At 39.8% G+C, this 19,787-nt stretch carries 14 protein-coding genes; 4 read left to right on the plus strand and 10 right to left on the minus strand.

Annotated features, from left to right (window positions below):
* Positions 1-55: 55 nt before the first annotated feature.
* From BVH02_RS12870 to BVH02_RS12880, 3 genes are all read left to right on the plus strand, one after another.
* Positions 56-1,003: an aldo/keto reductase gene (locus BVH02_RS12870; RefSeq protein ID WP_086501856.1), complete on the plus strand. Its 948-nt coding sequence runs from the start codon at positions 56-58 to the stop codon at positions 1,001-1,003.
* A 390-nt stretch (positions 1,004-1,393) separates the two neighbouring features.
* A complete protein-coding gene (locus BVH02_RS12875) occupies positions 1,394-2,287 on the plus strand; it encodes an alkaline phosphatase (protein WP_086501857.1) in 894 nt (297 codons plus the stop codon).
* A gap of 53 nt (positions 2,288-2,340) precedes the next feature.
* Entirely contained in the window at positions 2,341-4,230 is a 1,890-nt protein-coding gene (locus BVH02_RS12880; RefSeq protein WP_086501858.1) for a sulfatase family protein, read from the plus strand.
* Between the two features lie 178 nt (positions 4,231-4,408).
* Here the strand turns inward: BVH02_RS12880 and BVH02_RS12885 are convergent, their stop codons facing one another.
* The 10 genes from BVH02_RS12885 to BVH02_RS12930 form a co-directional block, all read right to left on the minus strand.
* Positions 4,409-5,092, minus strand: a complete 684-nt coding sequence (locus BVH02_RS12885; protein WP_086501859.1) for a type 1 glutamine amidotransferase domain-containing protein — start codon at positions 5,090-5,092, stop codon at positions 4,409-4,411.
* Positions 5,093-5,283: 191 nt separating this feature from the next.
* Positions 5,284-5,865, minus strand: coding sequence for a Crp/Fnr family transcriptional regulator (locus BVH02_RS12890; protein ID WP_086501860.1), 582 nt, complete (start codon positions 5,863-5,865; stop codon positions 5,284-5,286).
* A 210-nt stretch (positions 5,866-6,075) separates the two neighbouring features.
* Positions 6,076-7,374, minus strand: a complete 1,299-nt coding sequence (locus BVH02_RS12895) for a M28 family metallopeptidase (protein WP_086501861.1) — start codon at positions 7,372-7,374, stop codon at positions 6,076-6,078.
* A gap of 262 nt (positions 7,375-7,636) precedes the next feature.
* Entirely contained in the window at positions 7,637-9,562 is a 1,926-nt protein-coding gene (locus BVH02_RS12900) for a c-type cytochrome (protein WP_086501862.1), read from the minus strand.
* An 18-nt stretch (positions 9,563-9,580) separates the two neighbouring features.
* On the minus strand, positions 9,581-11,368 hold the full coding sequence (locus BVH02_RS12905; protein WP_086501863.1) for a 3-keto-disaccharide hydrolase: 1,788 nt from the start codon (positions 11,366-11,368) through the stop codon (positions 9,581-9,583).
* Between the two features lie 121 nt (positions 11,369-11,489).
* Complete coding sequence (locus tag BVH02_RS12910) at positions 11,490-13,109, minus strand: RagB/SusD family nutrient uptake outer membrane protein (protein WP_086501864.1); 1,620 nt, start codon at positions 13,107-13,109, stop codon at positions 11,490-11,492.
* 13 nt (positions 13,110-13,122) lie between these two features.
* On the minus strand, positions 13,123-16,407 hold the full coding sequence (locus tag BVH02_RS12915; RefSeq protein WP_223271747.1) for a SusC/RagA family TonB-linked outer membrane protein: 3,285 nt from the start codon (positions 16,405-16,407) through the stop codon (positions 13,123-13,125).
* A gap of 153 nt (positions 16,408-16,560) precedes the next feature.
* Positions 16,561-17,643 carry a FecR family protein gene (locus tag BVH02_RS12920; protein ID WP_086501865.1) on the minus strand — a complete coding sequence of 361 codons (1,083 nt, stop codon included), beginning with the start codon at positions 17,641-17,643 and terminating at the stop codon, positions 16,561-16,563.
* A 151-nt stretch (positions 17,644-17,794) separates the two neighbouring features.
* A complete protein-coding gene (locus BVH02_RS12925; RefSeq protein ID WP_086501866.1) occupies positions 17,795-18,388 on the minus strand; it encodes an RNA polymerase sigma factor in 594 nt (197 codons plus the stop codon).
* Between the two features lie 164 nt (positions 18,389-18,552).
* Positions 18,553-19,116, minus strand: coding sequence for a helix-turn-helix domain-containing protein (locus BVH02_RS12930; RefSeq protein ID WP_086501867.1), 564 nt, complete (start codon positions 19,114-19,116; stop codon positions 18,553-18,555).
* A gap of 204 nt (positions 19,117-19,320) precedes the next feature.
* On the opposite strand from BVH02_RS12930, the gene BVH02_RS12935 reads away from it, so the two are divergent.
* Entirely contained in the window at positions 19,321-19,782 is a 462-nt protein-coding gene (locus BVH02_RS12935) for a GbsR/MarR family transcriptional regulator (protein WP_086501868.1), read from the plus strand.
* Positions 19,783-19,787 lie beyond the last annotated feature (5 nt).

Here is a 19,787-nt window from a genome sequence, read left to right on the forward strand (position 1 = left end):
TCCACAGATTGACGGTTGTAGTTATTATCAATCATTAATAAAAATTTTTAGAGACATGAAAAACTTAAGTTTCAAGAATGGAGATAAACTTCCAATCATAGGATTGGGTACATGGAAAAGCAATCCTGGTGAAGTTAGCCAGGCTGTTTATTGGGCTATTGAGGCTGGATATCGCCACATTGATTGTGCAGCAGTCTATCAAAATGAAAATGAAGTAGGAGAAGGGATCGCAAAAGCAATAGACGAAGGATTGGTGAAGCGGGAAGAGCTTTTCGTCACTTCCAAACTCTGGAATAATTCACATAAAAAAGATCAGGTACTGCCTGCTTTGCAGAAATCACTTTCAGATCTGAAGTTGGATTATGTGGATTTGTATTTGATCCACTGGCCGATTGCTTTCAAAGCCGAAGTAGGTTTTCCGAAGGAGAGAGAAGATTTTTACACCTATGACGAAGTTCCGATTGGAGAGACTTGGATGGCGATGCAAGCTGTTAAGGAAAAGGGATTGGCCAAGCATATTGGTGTCTCAAATTTCAATCAGAATAAACTTAATGAGGTATTTAAAGTAGGAGGGCAAAAACCAGAAATGAATCAGGTAGAAATGCAACCTTATTTGCCACAGGAGGGTTTGGTGGATTTTTGCTTAGCACATGGCATCTTGATGACAGCTTATTCACCCCTAGGTTCTCCAGATTCTAGAGCGGAGAAACATGCCAATGACCCGAAATTGCTGGAGGATCCAGTGGTAAAAGAGATTGCAGACAAGCACAAGGTGGGAGTAGGGCAAGTTCTGATTGCGTGGTCTATGGCCAGAGATATTGCTGTGATCCCGAAGTCAGTGAACAAAGATCGGATTAAAGGCAATCTGGCCTCATCCGAAATCAATCTTGATGATCATGATGTGATGGAGCTGCGGGATGCTGGAATAAGCCACCGATTTATTGATGGTTCTTTTTTCACTGGGGAAAATAGCCCGTATGAATCATCCGATTTATTTGATTAGAATTAGATATACATCTCCAATGTCATAATCCATATGACACCCTCGGTCCCGGAAATTATTGGGATCGAGGGTTATTTTTTTTAACCACATAGAAAACAGAGTTCGCATAGAATTGCATATCCAATCATGGAAACAGCATCCTAGATGCGACACGTTTTTTACTTCAGGATTTAATTTGAGGTAAAAGATAACAATAAATTTTTCCCGTTTAGCCTGGTTTGATGTCAATCGGGAAGATGACAGTTCGCCAAAACCATGAAATGATTTTTAAGCTAAATTTTAAACTTCATTTCAGTTTAAAAAAGCTAGCCTATTTTCTATAAATCATAATATTCCCTATTATCGGTCTTTAATTAAATCTTTACCCTATCAGTTTTGCTCAAATTATCCATGAAACGTCTTTTTATCGTCTGCCTATTTCTAATTTTTGCTTTTCAAAATGAAGGGATCACCCAAGTCAATAAAGCCAAACATGTGATCCTGATTGGTTTTGATGGCTTAGGTTCCTATGCCATTCCGAAGGCAACTATGCCAAACCTGAACAAGCTGATGGAAAGCGGATCATATTCCATGGAGGCGAGAACAGTGTTGCCTTCTTCAAGTGCTGTGAACTGGGCATCTATGCTTATGGGCGCTGGTCCTACGGCGCATGGTTTTACCGAATGGGGTAGCAAGACTCCAGAAATTCTATCGCATGAAGTTACCAAGTATGGCATATTCCCATCTATTTTTTCGCTGATCAGAGATCAAATTCCAATTGCTAAAACTGCTGTAATTTTTACCTGGGAAGGAATCGGGTATTTGGTAGAGCAAGAGGCAATTGATTTGGTACATAATAGCGAGTCAGAAGAACTTAATATTGCCAAAGCCATAGAAGTTATTAATAAAGGAGAAACAACATTTATGTTTTTACATCTCAGCGAACCTGATGGTGTGGGACATAACATCGGTCACGATACCCCAGAATATTACAAAGAGTTGGAAACCGTCGATGCTAAAATCGGTCAGCTAATAGATGCTATTTCGGCAGCTGGCAAGACGGATGATACCATCATACTTCTTTCATCCGATCATGGGGGCGTGAACAAAGGCCATGGTGGGAAATCACTGGATGAAATATACATTCCTTGGGTAATTTCTGGGCCAGGTGTGAAAGTAAATCATGAAATCAAAGACCTGATTATGACCTACGATACAGGTGCTACTATCGCTTGGATTTTGGGACTGGATATGCCAAAAAGCTGGAGAGGTAAACCTGTGGAGGACAGCTTTAACTCCTTTTAAATTCGGTCTGAAAACACATACAAGTATCTTTAAAAAATTAGCAAAAGCCCGAAATGAAGTTTTTTAACTCAGTAGTATTCGCATTCCTATTTACTTGTTTGAGCACTTTTGCGCAGCAGCCGAATATCCTCTGGATCACCATAGAAGATACTTCTCCGCAGTTTATAGGTAGTTATGGGAACGAAAATGCCAGCACACCGGTGATGGATAAGTTTACCAAGGAGGGCGTGCAGTTCACCAATGCATTTTCCACCGGGACAGTTTGTTCACCAAGCAGAACGGCCATTATCACGGGAGTGAAAACCTATGAATTGGGAACTGGGAATCATAGAAGTAACTACGCAATTCCATCGGATATCAAAGGGTTTCCTTATTATTTGCAACAGGCAGGGTACTACACAACGAATAATAGCAAGACGGATTACAATGTCGCCAACGAGAAAGCATTCATTGCTGAAGCATGGAATGAAAGTTCTGGCAAAGCTGGATGGTGGGATAGAGAGGATGAGCAACCGTTTTTCGCAGTTTTCAATTACAATGAATCTCACCAGTCTCGAACAATGACCAACCCCTATGATTGGTACTTGGAGGAGGTGTTGAATCAGTTGCCGGAAGAAGATCGAATAGGAGAAAGCGAGTTTGAAATGCCACCATTCTACCGGGATAGTCCGGAGATGAGAAAGCAGATGGCGAGAGTTTACAATAGTATTAAGCTTACGGATAATAGAATTGGAGAACTCATTGGCAGACTTGAAGCTGATGGCTTGTTGGATGAAACCATCATTTTCATCTTTGCCGATCACGGAGAAGGAATGCCAAGAGGGAAAACCAATGGGATCAACTTCGGCTATCGTGTGCCTTTTACGATTTGGTTTCCACCAAAATATGCTCATCTGTCCCCTTGGAAAATCGGTACAAGCACAGATGAACTCCTGAGCTTCGAAGATCTTGCACCTACCTTGATTAGTTTAGTCGGTGAAAAAGTACCTGGATATCTAAAAGGCAGAGTCCTACTTGGAGATACTCGGGATGATGAAGTAGACAAGCTATTTATTTCATCCGATCGCTCTGATAATGGGATAGATATGGTGCGTACAGTGACTGATGGAAGGTATGTTTATTCGAGAAATTATCTGCCATTTATGCCTGAGGCCCGATACATCAGATACATGGAGATAGGGGAGATCAAGCAGCTTATGAGGAGAGATTATGAAAATGATGTTTTGAATCCTTTGCAAAAAAGCCTCTTTGAGCCACGTTCCCCTGAGGTGCTTTATGACATAGAAAATGACATTTGGGAAACAAATAACTTGATCGATCAACAGCAACACAAAGCCTTGGTTGAAAAAATGCGAACTGCGCTAGAGTCGCATATTATTGAGAGTAAGGATGTATTATTCCTGCCGGAATATGAATTGGAGCGGATATCAAAAGTTTCTACACCTTATGAATTTCGACAGGAAAGTTCTCGATATCCAATTAAGGATATATACAACGTGGCAAAGTTGGCTGGCTTACAAGGCGAAAAGATAATCCTTCAACAACTGGATTTTTTAAAATCAGAAAATGATATCGAACGCTACTGGGCAGCACTTGGCTTAAGGTCTCAAGAGAAAGAGTTGCTTTTACCTTTTACAGATAGGATAGCAGCAAGTTTGGATGATACTTATCCTCCAGCTGCGATCACTTTGGCCGCGGTTTTATATGAAATGAATCAAAATGGGGATGCTGCTGACTTGCTTAAAAAGCATGTTCTAAGTAGCGATAAGCACTTGGCGCTGATGACCATCAATTATTTGATTTACTCTGATCATAAGTCTCCTTTTATCAAAGTCATAGAAAAAGTTTACAGGAGAGAAAATGATGATTACAATACTTCTGCAGCCAGCAAGGATTTTCTAGGGAGCTTGGGTATGGTGCCAAATAACTTTGACTATAAGTAATACATCCAATAGGGCTTATTTGTTGACGAGTAAATCGTCTTTAAGCTTTCTGTAAAACTTACCGAAACTATTAAGGACGCAATCCCATGCGATAGAAATTAGTAGCAAGCGGACTGCCCCGTATTTTTACAGAAAAAAATAGGGTAAGAATCAGTTTTGATTCTTACCCTTAGAAACTCTATTTCTCCAGCCTTTTTAAAAGCATTTCAGCGACAAGTTCTGATGAAGCAGGGTTTTGCCCCGTAATGAGCAATCCGTCTTCTACAGCATACGATGCCCAGTCATCTCCTTTGGAGTAAATCCCGCCGGCTGATTTCAACATGTCTTCTACTAGAAATGGCACCACATCTGTTAATTGTACAGCATCTTCTTCACCGTTGGTAAATCCAGTAACTTTTTTGCCTTTGACCAAAGGGGTTCCATCTACATTTTTTGTGTGCTTGAAAATAGCAGGTGCATGACATACCGCACTTACCATTTTATTATTTTGGTAAAACGCTTCAATTAGAGCAATTGAGTTTTTGTCTTCTGCCAAATCCCACAATGGACCATGACCTCCTGGATAAAATACCGCATCATAATCAGCCTGATTAACGGTTGCTAGTTTAATTGTTTTCGACAAAATGTCTTGAGTTTCTTTATCCCCATAATATCTCACCGTGGCTGGTGTTTGTGAATCCTTAGATTCACTTTTAGGGTCGATAGGAGGTTGACCACCTTTTGGTGAAGCTATGGTAATGTCTACTCCTTTATCTTTGAGCAAATAATATGGAGCTGCAAATTCTTCAATCCAAAATCCTGTTTTCTCCCCAGTATTTCCCAATTCGTCATGACTCGTTAATACAAATAATACCTTTTTCATAGTTGTGTTGTTTTATGGTTTAGTGATGATATCCTATTCAACTCTTTTGCTGTTGAATGTGTTATTTCTACATGCTGATAGTAAGCCGATTCCATTTATTAGAAAGGATAACTTTTTCATTCATGTGAAATTTACAATAGCAAAATTAGGTGTATCGCCTATCAAAAAAATTGATGTAGGGTAATAAAAAACTACTGTGAAATTTCTTTTCGGATTCTGCTCAGGCTTTCAGTAGTGATGCCTAAATAGGATGCAATATGATAGTTTTTTACACTTTGTTCTATAAAAGGATAGGTGTTGATAAATGAAGAGTATCTTTCTCTTGCTGTGAAGGAAAGGCTAGAAAGGATTCTTTTTTGGAAAGCGGCAAAAGCCTTTTCCATTTTTTTTCTGAAAAAAGTCTCTAGTTGAGGGATTTCATCATAAAGGCTCTCCATGCTGGTTCGGGACACTTTGTAGACAGTTGCGTCCTGAATGCATTCAATAGTCATAACGGCTTTCGAGGTAGTAAAAAATGCGGTGTAATCACTTATCCACCAGTCTTTGATAGCAAACTGTAAGGTGTGCTCTTTACCAGAATGATCTATGAAAAACGTTCTCAGACAACCATCACAAACATAATATTGATTGTGCACTATCTCATTAGCGTGTAAAAGAGTATCACCTTTTTTCAGACTGATTCTCTCAAATTTCTCTGCAATCAGGTTACAGGCTTCTTTTGGAAGAGTAATGTCCCTGAAAATTTCTACTAATAGGGAGGTTTCGATGTTCATTTAACTGTAGCGCTTGACTCGAATCTAAAGGAATTAAATATCCTTGGATTTCTTCCAAGTTACTGTGTTCAGAACTGAAATCGAAGGAATTTCAAAATATCTAAACTAAGCGTAGAAACGGCGACCCTGACGAGGTTGAATTTGCTCCGCCTGATTCATAATTCGCCCAATAATAAAAAAAAGGGCGAATGTTTATTCGCCCCTACCAAATCAATCCAATTTCTCTACTCTCGTCGGTGTGTCTTCACCACTGATGATGGTTTTGCTGCTTAGGGCGATTGCCTTGATTACTTCGGTCATATTTACCATGTCTAGCGTGCCGATCTCATCACTTGCTTGGTGGTAATTCGGCTCGTTGTTTGGTGCTTCTTCCATTTTGGCAGTGGAAACTGTATGCGCTGGAACTCCCAAGGCTGCCAAAGTTCTGTTGTCAGATCTGTAGAATAAATTTTGCTTAGGGTAGGGATCTGGCTCGAAATGAAATTTTGAGCCAGTTAAATTCTTCTGAAGTATTTCTCCCATGGAGCTCTTTTCAAAACCTGTGATATAAGCTGAGTTGGTTCCCCACTTACTTTCTGTACCGATCATTTCTATGTTGAACATGGCAACAACCTTGTCTGGATCTAGCTGCTCAGAGAAGTATGTAGCTCCAAATCCTCCTGATTCCTCCGCTGTGAATGCTACAAAAATCAGAGTTCGTTCGTTGTCTTTTAGGGAATTAAAATATTTTCCTAGCATCATCACCGCAGTAGTTCCTGCAGCATTGTCATTTGCTCCGTTGTAGATGCTATCATTGTTTGCATCAGATTTGCCTATGCCGATGTGGTCGTAGTGTCCACCAAAAACCACGTATTCATCCTTTAGAGATTTACCTGGAATTACACCCACAACATTCTGTAGCTTTTGCTCTTTGACGTTATTAGTGACTTTTAGATCGATTGCTTTTGGATCTAAATTCTCTGTCAGAATAAATATCTGTGAGTACTCCGAAGGGAATTTAGCTCTACCTGCATTTCTGGTCAGTCTAGCATAACTAGTAGCATGTGAAGGATCGATCAGAACGAGCATATTTTTCTTTGAGCGAAATGCGGGAGTTGCCAACTGATTGAAATTGGCATCCTTTCCTACTTTTACCACTTCGTAATTCGCTAAAGAATTGGCAGTAAGTGAAGCTGAGGTGCTATTGATAATTACGTTGCTAAGACTCAATGCTTCCTTATCTAGACTGCCACTGATTGCTGTAGGAGTTGTTTGGATCATGGAAAACGAATGCAAGTAGGAATCATTTTCACCGAAATATTTTAGCCCGCTCTTCTGGAACTCCCCAGCAATAAACTCTGCAGCCTTGTCCAGTTCTGGTGAGAAAAGTGCTCTTCCTCTCATATCATCTGCAGATAAGATTTTCTCTATTCGCTCTACTTCAGATACGTTAATGATTGAGCCTATTTTTGGAGAACAAGAGTATAAGCCTGCAGCCAAAATAGCTAGGGATAGTAAGATTTTTTTCATAGCGGAAAAGGGTATTACTTTTAGAAAAAGGAAGAAAGCAAAGATTGTTTGTTTTTGTCAGGAATGGAATTCCTTTATATAAATGGTATTTGTTGCGTCCAACTTTTTCAAAATTTTGAACTTTGGAAAAAGTGTCTAACAGCAAGTCTATGTATGTTCTCCATAGGCCATGCATGGCGTATAGGTAAAACAAAAAAAAGGCTCAGCGAATAAATCACTGAGCCTTTTTGTAAAGTTATAGTCCGAAAACCGATAGCTATTCTTATCTCAAAGAGTTGATCCATTTCGCGATTTTCATCGCATCTTCTTTGGATACCTGTGCCATTGGCGGCATAGGGGTAGCATAGTCAGGCCAGTTTTGAGGCTGTGGATTGTAAATCAATTCAACGATTTTCTCATTTGAATATCTTCTTTTCGCCACATCTTCATAAGATGGTCCGATTACTTTTTTATCCTTCATATGGCAAGCAGAACAGGTATTATTAGCCAAAATTGCTTTGATCTCTATATCAGTAGGAATTGCAGAGGCAACAGATGTAGCCTTAGCTGGAACTACTTTGGTGGCGGCTACTTGCTTTGCTGGCTCTTTAGCTGGTGTGAGTTTGATTATCATTTTGTTCCCAGCTGGAATGTTATGCAAGGTGTAATACGCTTCAGGGTGCACCAAAGAAAAACTTCCTTCTACTGCACGAACTCCGTTAAGTGTTAGCTTATGCACGTAGTTTTTTCTCAAACCATCAACAGCAATTCTAGCAGACATGCCATCTGCTGCCACTTCAACTCCTATTATTTTCAGAGTTTTGTTGTCAACAGGAGGACTGCCATAAACAGGGAAATACTTATAAGTAAAGCTTTCTACAGCATAAGAATTCAAATTTTCAGCAGAAGCTTTGTCGACCGGTTTGGTGAATTCTACTAAGAATCCATCAGGCTGAACTTTAACAGTTCTCATTTCAAATGGAATATTGTTATTCCAAACTAAGCGTTGCAAACCTTCATTTGCTTCACCAGCTGAACCCCAACCACGGTTGGTTTCTCCGATAAATAAAGACTTATCTGGAGCCCAAGCCATTCTAAGAATACCTGACTGGAAGCCAGATCTGAAATCAATAGAAGCGCCTTGCATCACACCGTTTACTTCCTCCAAGATGACACGCATGATTTTACTTTGTCCCTGATCACCGATCAAAACCTGACCTGCGAAAGGACCAAAAGTTCCTTCAGGAATCAAGATTGGCTCTGCATTAGAAATCCCTTGAATTCCGTGCGGCAACCAAACTGCTGGTAACTTCAATGCCGGTATCTTCTCTTTCGCTTGAGCCATGGTGATGTAGGGAGCATCAATTACGTTCTCCGGTTTAGAGAAGCCACCAGTTCCATTTGGGTTTTTCTGTGGATCAACAACTTTATTGAATTCCTCAGTAGTAAGTTTCAAAGGAGAATCAGGACGCCCTGTCCAAGCCAATCCTGCTGGATGACCGGTAAAATCGCCTTTATCAATGAACCAAAGCCCACCAGAACCCATGTAATCCCCTTGATTTTCAGTGTATACCAATTTATCACCAAGCATTCCTAATCCAGCTGGGGATCTCATTCCGGTTGCATAAGGTTCCATGGTACCGTCACGATTGATCTTCATGATCCAGCCTCGCATTGGCACACGACTTTCGCCTCTCCACCATTCCTGATCGCCAAAAGCAACGTTTGCAGAAACGAAGAATGAGCCGTCAGGACCTACTTTTGGGCCGAAGCTATACTCGTGGTAGTGAGCCGAAATAGGCCAAGCGTAAACTGTTTCGAACAGGTCGGCTGTACCGTCTTGATCCGTGTCAACCAGTTTGGTTAGCTCGCCTCTTTGTGCCATATAAAATGCACCATCTTCGTAATGTAGACCTAGAATCTCATGAAGTCCAGAAGCAAATTTTCGGAAGAAAGGCTTAGAGCTAGTTGGATTTTCTACAATATATACGTCGCCTCTACGAGTGGCAACACCGAGATTACCGTTAGGTAAAACAGTCAAGCCACCAACTTCCAGAAGTGTTCCCTCTGGTGCGGTAACTCTCATTATTTTAAAGAAATCCTCTTCTTTTGGGGATTCCTGTGCATCCACTTGCCCAGGTATCAGCTGAATAACAGCTGCTAGCCCAAATGCAATTTTTGTGAATTTATTCTTTAGTATATTTTTCATCTTTGCGTAGTCCTAGGATTAAAAGAGAAGATTATAAGAGATGTTTCCCTTTGAAGGCAAGAAAATACCAGGTTTACCGTCAGTGTTATGGGTCACTGGAGCTCCGTAAGTTGCCTCGTCGTATTCTAGATAAACACCCGTTTCAGGCAATAAGTAGTAACCCTTGTTGATTTTTTGGATCTCAGTTCCTGCTGCTACTTTGTAAAATCCATTGCTGATGCCTGTGACAGATCTTCTGATTCCTTTACCTGAATCCAATACTTTGATCTCATCTTTTACCGTTTCGCTACCAAGCAGGTAGGAGAAAATGATCTCTTCTGAACCGTTCTTCAATTGATATCCTTTGGTTCTGAATTCTTTCGAAGCACTGTAATCACTACCAACTGCATTTACAGCTGGAGCACTTAAATTGATTAGGGTACCTCTAGGCACAGAAACGCCATTTCCACGGCTATTCCACATAGGAGTAGCGTCCAAAAACAAACCTCTCCATACTTGGATCAGTGTGCCAGTTTCCATGTCATATGCGTAGTTCACCTGCTCCTTGCTGGCAACTGATACCACGTGACTCAATCTTTTTGATCCAGGATAGTCACGGAAGCTACGCAAAACTGGCGTTTCGTCAGCATCTACTAGAATTGGATCGGTATCTTGGGAAGCACCAGCTTCTGAAACCAGGAGGTTTGTGCTTCTAAGTCCTGGACCAGAAATGGCCAAATTGAATCCATCGACAGACCAGTTTCTATTTTTGGAAGCAATGATTTGGATTGGATTTGCTCCAGCTTTCAGCTGCTTTCTTACTCTAATTTGGTTGTTTGAAAGATTGGAAATGCTTTCACCTCCTACAGCAAAACCGGCTAATCCACCAGGTACCTGAAGCCTGATTTCATATTCTCCAGCTTCTATTACTGAAAGATCAGCAGTGTATTTGGTCAAATTGACGTCGGATACTGATACTGGAACTTCATTAAGGGTAGCTACAGACCCTTTGGCAACAGAAGTTTTACCTGCCACCTCATCTAAGTTGTTAAATGAACCTTGGAAAGTTTCAAAAGTTACATTTGAAACTGTTGGAGTTTTGGCATTGAAAGGAGTGATTTCAATGTTTCTGAAGGCTACAGCTCCGTGGTCTCCCTGTATTCTAAGGGGGCCTTCGGCAATATCTTTTCCAGACATGGAACCTCGAGTAGGGCCGTAAACTTCAAGATTTTCGTGGATTGTGACGCCATTAAGTCTTACGGAAAGAAAACGAGCATTCTGTGTTTTTGTACCAGCAGCATCAAAACGAGCCGCTTGAAAAGACACTTCCAACTTTTGCCAAACACCTGGAGCTTTGCTAGCATTTTGTCTAGGAGCATATCCTTGATAGCCTTTTTGACCTTCCGGCTTGCTCTCATCCCAGCGCTGATAGATTCCCCCATTGTCACCTGGTTTGGTGTTGGTGGTAGTCCAGCTATCTAGGATTTGAATTTCATAGTTTCCTTGAAGGTAAACTCCCGAATTAGATCCTGGAGCGACCATGTATTCCAAAGATAGATCCACATCTCCGAATTTTTCTAAAGAAATGATGTCAGCTCCCGCTTTTTTCTTAGAGGGAAGATTGGCTATAATGCTTGAGCCAGTGGCAGATTGAAGCATATTGGGAACTGCTGGATCAGCCCAGACTTTCCCTACTTCTGTCCAGCTGCCTTTATTTCCATTGAAGGAATTTAAGTCGAGCTTGATAGGATTTTGTTGTGCTTGCACTACACCGAGCTGGAGAGCTAATACAGCGGTGAGCAAGCCTACATGTTTGTTCAAAATCATGTGAATTTAAGTGTTAAGTTATTACAGATAGGTTACAATGCTTATACAAAAGAAGGAGTTTTGCAGAAAAGAAAAATGCTTCCCCACAAAACTCCTTTAAAATTACCAGATTGTTTGATACTTAATAACCAGGGTTTTGAGTCAAGTTAGGATTTAAAGAAATCTGTACGTGAGGAATAGGGAATAATGCTTTGTTAGGATCAGATGCTGTGTGATCCCACCAAGTAGCAGTTGTGAATTTTCCGAATCTGATCAAATCAGTTCTTCTTTTGCCCTCAAATATAAACTCTCTACCTCTTTCAGCAAGTAGTTCATCCATAGTTAGTGTTCCTGCAGAATAGGATGCATTTGCCCAATCTGAATCGCTGAAAGATCTTTTCTTCGATGCATTGATTAGCTCAACCGCTTCTGCATTGGCATTTCCACCATTTTTCCTCATGATTGCCTCAGCCTTATTGAAGTAGATCTCTGTAAGTCGGTAGATTACATAATCATTTTCCTGATAGTTTGGATCGTCAGATATTCCAGAGCGATACTTATGAAATCTAGCTCCCGAGTTTTCTTCACCTTCAGTCATTGATCCTATACCTGTAGCTCCTTCTGAGTTTCTACGAATATTATTTACATATACTAGTGGCTCACCGTCGTATTCTTCAGTGCCTAGGATAGGCTTTCCAGTTTTAATATCATACTGTGGGCCAAATAAGAACCAATTTTTCTTTCTCAAATCATTCTCAGCATAAGCGTCAAATGCATTTGGAGTAACTACGAACGCATTCCAACCACTATACGTGACATCAAGAGCTCTAGACATATTGCCATATCCAGAGAAGAATCCACCCCAACCGAAAGTAAAACCACCTTTGCGACTAAAAGCAAATTGGAAGATGTTTTCTGGAGAAAGTTGATTCTGATTGCTAAATGGACCTAGAATATTTGGGTCTAAGCTCATGCTGCCAGTTAGGCTACCACCATCACCATTGATGACTTTATCTGAATATTTGATTGATTCATCATACATAGCTGTGCCCGCCCAAACTTCTGCGTTGAGGTACAACTCTGAGAGCATAGAATAACCAGCAGCTTTGGATACACGACCTACCAATGCCTGAGATAGGGGCTGAAGTTTTTCTACGTTAGCTTCCAATTCCTCTTTTACAAAAGCAAATACTTCAGCTCTTGTGTTGTTTTGAGGATTGACAGGAGTACCAACAGTAGTTACGATTGGAACATTACCCCACATATCCATGATTCTCATGTAGTGGTATGCACGCATGACACGTACTTCAGACAGGATGGATTCCATCTCTGCATCTGTAAGTCCAGCAGCTTTGTAGTCAACACTTTCTAAATCTTCGAGTACAGCATTTACATAACCTAGACCTTCCCACATTAGTGACCAGGCATTTCTTAAGCGAGGTTCCTGATCGGTCCATTCATGGCGATGCAATCTTACGTGATCTCCACCATCATAACCATGACGACCTTTTTGTGGCCAGGCGATTTGATCTGCTGAAGACTCACCGTGGAAATAAAAACCATTTTGTCCTGTGGGAGCGAGCCACGCTTGCATATGCGTAAATGGTCTCAGTACGCCCTGCATAATTTCTACCTTATTGTTGTAGAAGTTATCCTTTGATAATTCACTGTAGATTGTCTCATCTAAATCCATGCAAGAGACAGTAGTCAGAAGTGCAACGGGAGTTAAGACAGCAGCTATTTTATTGAAATATTTTTTCATGATTTCTTCTTAGTTAAAATCCAACTTGTAGACCTAGGGTGAAGCTTTTTGTTCTAGGATAGAATCCTCTTCCATCGATGCCGGTGTTAAAGCCTACATCCTGAAGTTCTGGATCAATTCCTGAATAACCTGTGATAGTCATCAGATTACGTCCTGATCCATATACACGTAGGTTTCTTACATATTTGCCCTTCATTTTGAAGTTGTATCCTAAAGTCAAATTGTCAAGTTTTACAAACGAGCCATTTTCTAAGTAATAATCAGAATACTGTGGGTCATCATCTAACTGATCATGCTTTGTGATAGCACTTTCAAGTAGATTATTAGGCAACCATCTCTTGTTACCAAAATACAGGTCCTTTGTATTTAAGATATCAAAGTCAAATTTTCCTCTAAAGAAAATGGTTAAATCAAAACCTTTGTATCTGAAGGTGTTATTCAAAGAAGCCATATATTTAGGAACACCATTTCCGATCACACTTAAATCTTCAGAGTTCATGTCGCCAGCTCCACCGATAGTTCCATCTGCTTTGAAGAACTGCCATTTTCCATCTTCAGTAAATCCAGCAAAGCGCTTGCCGTAGAAGTTACCGATTACGCCACCTTCTTCCACACGGATTGCATTACCCAAATTACCTGGGCTAGGAAGTCCGCCGTCCTCGATCCAAGAGATCGTAAAGGTTTCGTTAGAAAGAGAGCTAAGCTTATTTCTCTGCGTATTTGCAGTCAAATCAACTGTCCAAGAGAAGTCGTTTTTATCTATGATTCTCGATGACAAGTACAATTCCACACCTCGGTTGTTGATACTTCCTACGTTTGTCAGCAAGCTGCTTTTTACGAAAGGAGGCTGCTGAGCTGTGTAATCATAAAGCAGATCTTCTGTTTTTCTATCGTACAGATCTAGCGAGCCTGTAAGCTTATTGTTGAATAGCGAAAAGTCAAAACCTAAGTTCCATTCTTTTTTGGTTTCCCATTTCAAGTCTGGATTTGGGTTTCTTGCAGCTCCATACGTTTGGTAGTAGATACCTTCCTGAGGATAAACCCCACCAGTACCCAATGTCACCAAGGAGAGATAATTGCCAATACCTTGGTTTCCAGTAACACCGTAACCCAAACGCATTTTCAAATTATTTACCACTTCGCTTGAGCTTAAAAAACCCTCTTCTGAAACTGCCCATCCTACAGAGACTGCAGGGAAATTACCCCATTTGTTATTTGCTCCGAACTTGGAAGAACCTTCTCTTCTTAAAGTTGCTTGTGCAAAATACTTCTCTTGGTAAGAATAACTTGCTCTTCCAAAAAACGCAATTAACGTGTTGTCATCTTTATAGCTTCCCATTCCTGGGCGAGGTAATTGCGTATTGTTAATCGCTGAGCCTGCACCTAAATTCCAATCAAGGAATCCATCTGTAGTAAATCCAGAGTTGTTTACATTAAAACTCTCTGTGGTGAAATACTGGTAGCTGTATCCTGCAAGTAAATCAAGCGAATGATCCATATTGATCATCTTCTTATAGTTCACAGTAGCTTCGAACGTATTATTCCAACTTGCATTATTGCTTTTGGAAGCATAGCCAGTTTCTCTAAATTGAGATGATTCTCTGTTTTCAAAATCATCTTTTGACTGATAATACCTGTCATTAAAAGATACGCGCTGATGAGCGCCAAAAGCAGATGCAGTCAAGCCCTCCATAATTTCCAAAGTCAATCTCACATCACCGGAAAGGTTCATTTGATCTCTTTCAGAGGTTCTATTAGCATATCTAGAAAGCGGATTGTAGTTATTGTAAGCCTCCGTTTCTACAAATGTTCCATTTGGATTGAAAATAGGTGCTGTAGGGTTTCTTTGTATAGCTTGCTCAAAATCGCCAGTGTTACCGCCTAGCAAATTAGCTTTGCTGAAGGTAGTGGCTAAGTTTGACGCCATAGTAAGACGATCATTAAGTCCGGTTTGAGTAAAACTCATTCTTCCACCATATTGCTTTCTGCTGTTTTCAACAGCAATACCTTGAGCATCATTGAAAAAGAATGAAGTTCTATACGTAGTATTCTCTCCACCACCCGAGGCAGCAAAATTATGGTACTGGCTTAAATTATCCTTGTTGATCAGTTCTTGATAAAGATCGGTATCAGATCCCAAATCATTTCCTTCACCGATAAGTCCCTGATCAATTAGGCCTCTGTATTGAGAAGCAGTAAGATTTTCAGGCCTTTTATCTACATATTCTCTTTGCACGTAGGTAGAATAATCAAATCTAGACTGACCTGATTTACCTTTTTTGGTAGTGATCAAGATCACACCTGCATTACCTCTAGTACCGTAAATAGCTGCTGCTGAACCGTCCTTCAACACGTCGAAAGTAGCTATATCATCCTGCTGCAATAGATCCAAGCTTCCACCAGGAATACCATCGATTACGATTAATGGTTGAGTGGTACCTTTCACTGAGCTAAGACCTCTCAATTGGATGTTAGTAGGTCCATTAGGGTTATTTCCCTGTGTTCTTACAATGTTCAATCCTGCTACTTTTCCTTGAATCAGTTCCATTGGGGAACGCATGCCTCCTTGGATAAAGTCCTCGCTTGATACATTCACTACTGCAGAAGTTATTTCCTTTTTCTTCTGAGTACCATACCCAATCACAACAACCTCATTGAGTGACTGAATATCATCCATCATGGTGATGTTGAATGTTCTTCTTTCGCCTACTGCCATCTCCACAGATTCCATTCCGATGAATGAGAAAGTAAGAACAGACGATCCAGAAGTCACATCAAGGCTAAATTTTCCATCAATGTCAGTGACAGTACCGTTTGTAGTGCCCTTTTCGATCACAGTCACACCTGGAAGTGCCATATTCGTTTCGTCCACAATTACACCTGTTACGGTAATTGCCGCAGCCTCCTCGATAGTAACAGCTGTTTCAGGAACATACACGGCTCTTTTTCTCACCATGATGTTCTGATTAATCTGCTTGAACTCTAGCTTAGTCTGTCTAGACATTTCCACCAAAGCATCAAAAACATTTGTATTGATGTCTATTGCCACAGCTGGAATCCCTTTGATTTCCTTGTTGGTGAAGACAAAATTAAATCCTGTAGCTGCTTCTATTTTCTTAAAAGCGTCTTCTACAGATGCATTTTTTAAATGCATACTTACTTGAACCTCGTCCATTCTTTTGTCCTGAATCTTACCCGTTGCGGCAAAGAGGACAGTCATGGTGAGGCACTGTACTAAGATTATCTGGAAAAATCTCTTAGATACAGCTAAAACGTGTAACCGTACGTCATTTTTCATAACTTTCAATTGGTTTAAACTACTTGGTATGGTTTATTCTTAAAATCCGGAATGCTTACTGAGCACCCGGAAACTTCAGACTGGAGATGTTGACGCATCTTCAGTTTTTTTGCTTTTTCACTTATTGAGGTTTCTTTCATAGATAATAGGGGGTTATTGTTTAAAATTTATTTGAATTTCTTTGCCTTCTATCTCATAATCGAATCGAGCGGTATAGCTCAATCCTTCTAAAATATTTTTTAGCGTCTCACCTTTAAATTTCCCTGATAGGGTCAGATTTTGATCTTTAAATTGGTTCACTGTGATAGTTACACCGAACCAGTTTTCTAGAATCTTAATAGCTTCAGGTAGGGGAGTGGCGTCAAAAATGATGGTTTGATACATCCAAGCGATCACATTTTCTTGATCGAAAACGTCTTTTTCCCAAGAATGCCCCTTTGCAAAAGTGATCACTTGCTCACCAGGAATGAGGTAGTCCATAAACTCCTGAACTTCCTGTGATTTAACCTCAACTTTACCGGTAATCAGAGATATTTCGATTTTCTCTGAAATATTTGCCTTTATATTAAAGGAGGTCCCAAGTGCCTTGGTCGTGATATCTTGTGTGTGAACTATGAATGGTTTTAGCTTATCATGCGCTACTTCAAAAAATGCTTCGCCTTCCAGGAATATCTCCCGAGTTTCCCCCACGAAATTTTGTACATATCTAATGCTACTTCCTGCATTCAACTTCACTACTGATCCATCACTCAGAGTAACTGAGGATTTTACGCCTGGTTTGGTGCTGTAGGTAAGCCAATTGATTTCTTGAGGTATTTCTCTTTCAGGCAGTGAATAGTAAAGAAATCCAAGCAATGCCGCCAACAAAACTATAGCAGCGATTTTTAGCAGAGGATAATTAAAATTTCTTTGGCTGGACTCCTGTGTATATCGCTTGATTGTTGCCTGTGAGTTAATCGGAATCGCTGATTTTTCAGTGTCTTCTGATACTTGATCCACTAACTTGGTATCTATTTTTGTCCAAAGAGAAGCGATATCATCTTCTTTGATTTGGTGGTCAGTCTTTCGGATATTCAGCACTATCGCCCGAGCTATCTGAATTTCTTTGATGCGATCAGGGTATTTTTCTAAGTAAAGCTCCCACCTAACATTTCTTTGATTGTTGGGATACAGTATCCATTCTCTGAAGTCAGAGTCTAAAACGAAATCTTCTACCGAGAAATTTGATTTATCCATAATGAGCCTATTCAGTACATTAAGGAGCGAAGAGTGGAAAGTTATCCTTCTAATTTTTAATTTTTTTTAACAATTACAGTTTCGTTATTAAAAAATGCGATCGATTGCGGAATTCGCAATAAAGCTTATTGAAAATTGATGATATGTAATGTTAAAAGAGAAATATAACTAGCCCTAAAACAGTGATTGCTTTCTTTAAAGCATTGATGGCTTTCCAAGCTAATGTATAAGTAGAACGAATATTAATATCCAGAAGGTTGGCAGTTTCCTCATAGCTCAGCTTCTCAAAAAATAGGTATTGCAGCACTTCTTTTTGGCGAATAGGCAGTTTATCCATTGCTCCATACATCTTATCAGTGATTTCTGTTTCTGCTTGATTTTTCACCAACTCATCTTCTATTGAGTTCACCGAAGATTCTTGATCAGTTAACCAATGAACACTGGATCTTCGGGCATTTTTACCTAATTCTTTTTGAATCCGATTTGACAGTGATTTGAATAAATATTGCTTGACGATTACGTCACTGCAAAGTTTAGCTCTGTAATTCCACAGATCTATAAAGACATCTTGAATTGCATCCTTTACTAGTGCTTCATCAGCGTGAAGGCTCATTCCAAAACTATATAAATCTTTGATGTACAGAGTGTAAATAGCTTCAAGAGCAGGCTTTTCTCCAGATCTAAGGGAATTCCACAGATGGTCTATCGTGAGATTTTTGAGATGAATAGTATTTGAAAAAGACAATTAAATCTTGGGTTATTTAAATTGATGTGCCAAGTAACGGATTTTATACAGGCTTTAAAAAATATTCTTTATTAATGGTCATGGAAAAGATTTGAAATAGGCTAGATATTTCACTGAAGAGAAAGGACTTCTAATCCAATTACACCAGAAAATCCAAATATGTATCAAATCTCATCGAGGCCTTTACGATGTGGTTCAACTTGCTTTTTAAACTCTGTGGGAGTCATGCCAATTTCCTTCTTGAATTGTGAAGAAAGATAAGCCACGCTGCTATAGTTAAGCTGATCTGCAATTTCAGAGAGATTTTTCTCATTGTAAAAAATCAGCTCCTTCACTCGTTCAATCTTCAATTTGGTGATATATTTCTCGATAGTTATACCTTCTACTTGTGAAAAAAGTTTACTCAAATAAGTGTATTCATGCTGAAGATGCTCGGCTATAAAGCTGGAATAATTTTCAGACATAGGCTCGTTCGAATGCTGGATCTGCTCAATAAGTATGCTTTTGATTTGAGAGATCAGCATAGACTTACCTTCCTCTAGCATTTCGAATCCTCTGTCTCGTAGTGAAACATCTAATTGTCCCTTCTGTGAACTGCTAATAGGATTGTCTAATACAATTTTTCCCAATTCTACAAAAGAGTAGGGTAGTGCCAACTGTTGCAATACATCCTCTACAGAAGTGATGCATCTAGGACAAACCATGTTTTTGATGATTAGAGTTGGCATTTTGTGTGAAGGTTTCTATGGTAAAGGGAATCAGTTATTCAAAAGTTCTAACTTAGGTATTTCTTCTATGCAAATACCATTGAGCGAGAGGTTTGAGTAGATTTTCATAAATATTTTAAAAAGATTAGGTTCTGTATTTGCAGAACCAACAGAACTTATATTACCTTTGTCCCGTTACCAGATCATAATCCAAATTAATTGAAGATGATATTAACCACTAAACACAAAGAGCTAATTGAAAGAATAGGGGTATTCCATGAGCACAAAGGAATGCAGCCTTTAGTAGGTAGAATTATCGGTTTGCTATTGGTACATGAAGAAGGTGAGGTTTCATTCGATGAAATCGTAGAGAACTTAGGGGTCAGTAAAAGTGCCGTTAGTAATGCATTGACTTTCCTTCAGGCCAAAGATAGATGTGTGTATTCTACGCGGCCTGGAGATAGGAAAAGATACTTCGCTCTGAAGGTAAGTGATTGGAGAGAGGATTTTGAAAAGGAATTATTGGACATCGCAGAAATCCAGAAATTCATTGACGAGGTATTGGAAGTCAGAACTCAAAAAAACCCTGAGTTCAATTGTAAAATGAAGGACTTCTCTAATTTCTTGGGCTTCTTCAAAAAGGAAATACCATTGTTATTTGAGCGATTTAAAAATCAACAGGGATAAAAAAA

Source organism: Algoriphagus ratkowskyi (genome assembly GCF_002150505.1).
Lineage (GTDB): Bacteria > Bacteroidota > Bacteroidia > Cytophagales > Cyclobacteriaceae > Algoriphagus > Algoriphagus ratkowskyi.

Excerpts from the sequence above, each read along its gene's own strand:
- BVH02_RS12870 (WP_086501856.1), top strand. The coding sequence starts at position 56 with ATGAAAAACTTAAGTTTCAAGAATGGAGATAAACTTCCAATCATAGGA.
- BVH02_RS12875 (WP_086501857.1), top strand. The coding sequence starts at position 1,394 with ATGAAACGTCTTTTTATCGTCTGCCTATTTCTAATTTTTGCTTTTCAA.
- BVH02_RS12880 (WP_086501858.1), top strand. The coding sequence starts at position 2,341 with ATGAAGTTTTTTAACTCAGTAGTATTCGCATTCCTATTTACTTGTTTG.
- BVH02_RS12885 (WP_086501859.1), bottom strand. The coding sequence starts at position 5,092 with ATGAAAAAGGTATTATTTGTATTAACGAGTCATGACGAATTGGGAAAT.
- BVH02_RS12890 (WP_086501860.1), bottom strand. The coding sequence starts at position 5,865 with ATGAACATCGAAACCTCCCTATTAGTAGAAATTTTCAGGGACATTACT.
- BVH02_RS12895 (WP_086501861.1), bottom strand. The coding sequence starts at position 7,374 with ATGAAAAAAATCTTACTATCCCTAGCTATTTTGGCTGCAGGCTTATAC.
- BVH02_RS12900 (WP_086501862.1), bottom strand. The coding sequence starts at position 9,562 with ATGAAAAATATACTAAAGAATAAATTCACAAAAATTGCATTTGGGCTA.
- BVH02_RS12905 (WP_086501863.1), bottom strand. The coding sequence starts at position 11,368 with ATGATTTTGAACAAACATGTAGGCTTGCTCACCGCTGTATTAGCTCTC.
- BVH02_RS12910 (WP_086501864.1), bottom strand. The coding sequence starts at position 13,109 with ATGAAAAAATATTTCAATAAAATAGCTGCTGTCTTAACTCCCGTTGCA.
- BVH02_RS12915 (WP_223271747.1), bottom strand. The coding sequence starts at position 16,407 with ATGAAAAATGACGTACGGTTACACGTTTTAGCTGTATCTAAGAGATTT.
- BVH02_RS12920 (WP_086501865.1), bottom strand. The coding sequence starts at position 17,643 with ATGGATAAATCAAATTTCTCGGTAGAAGATTTCGTTTTAGACTCTGAC.
- BVH02_RS12930 (WP_086501867.1), bottom strand. The coding sequence starts at position 19,116 with ATGCCAACTCTAATCATCAAAAACATGGTTTGTCCTAGATGCATCACT.
- BVH02_RS12935 (WP_086501868.1), top strand. The coding sequence starts at position 19,321 with ATGATATTAACCACTAAACACAAAGAGCTAATTGAAAGAATAGGGGTA.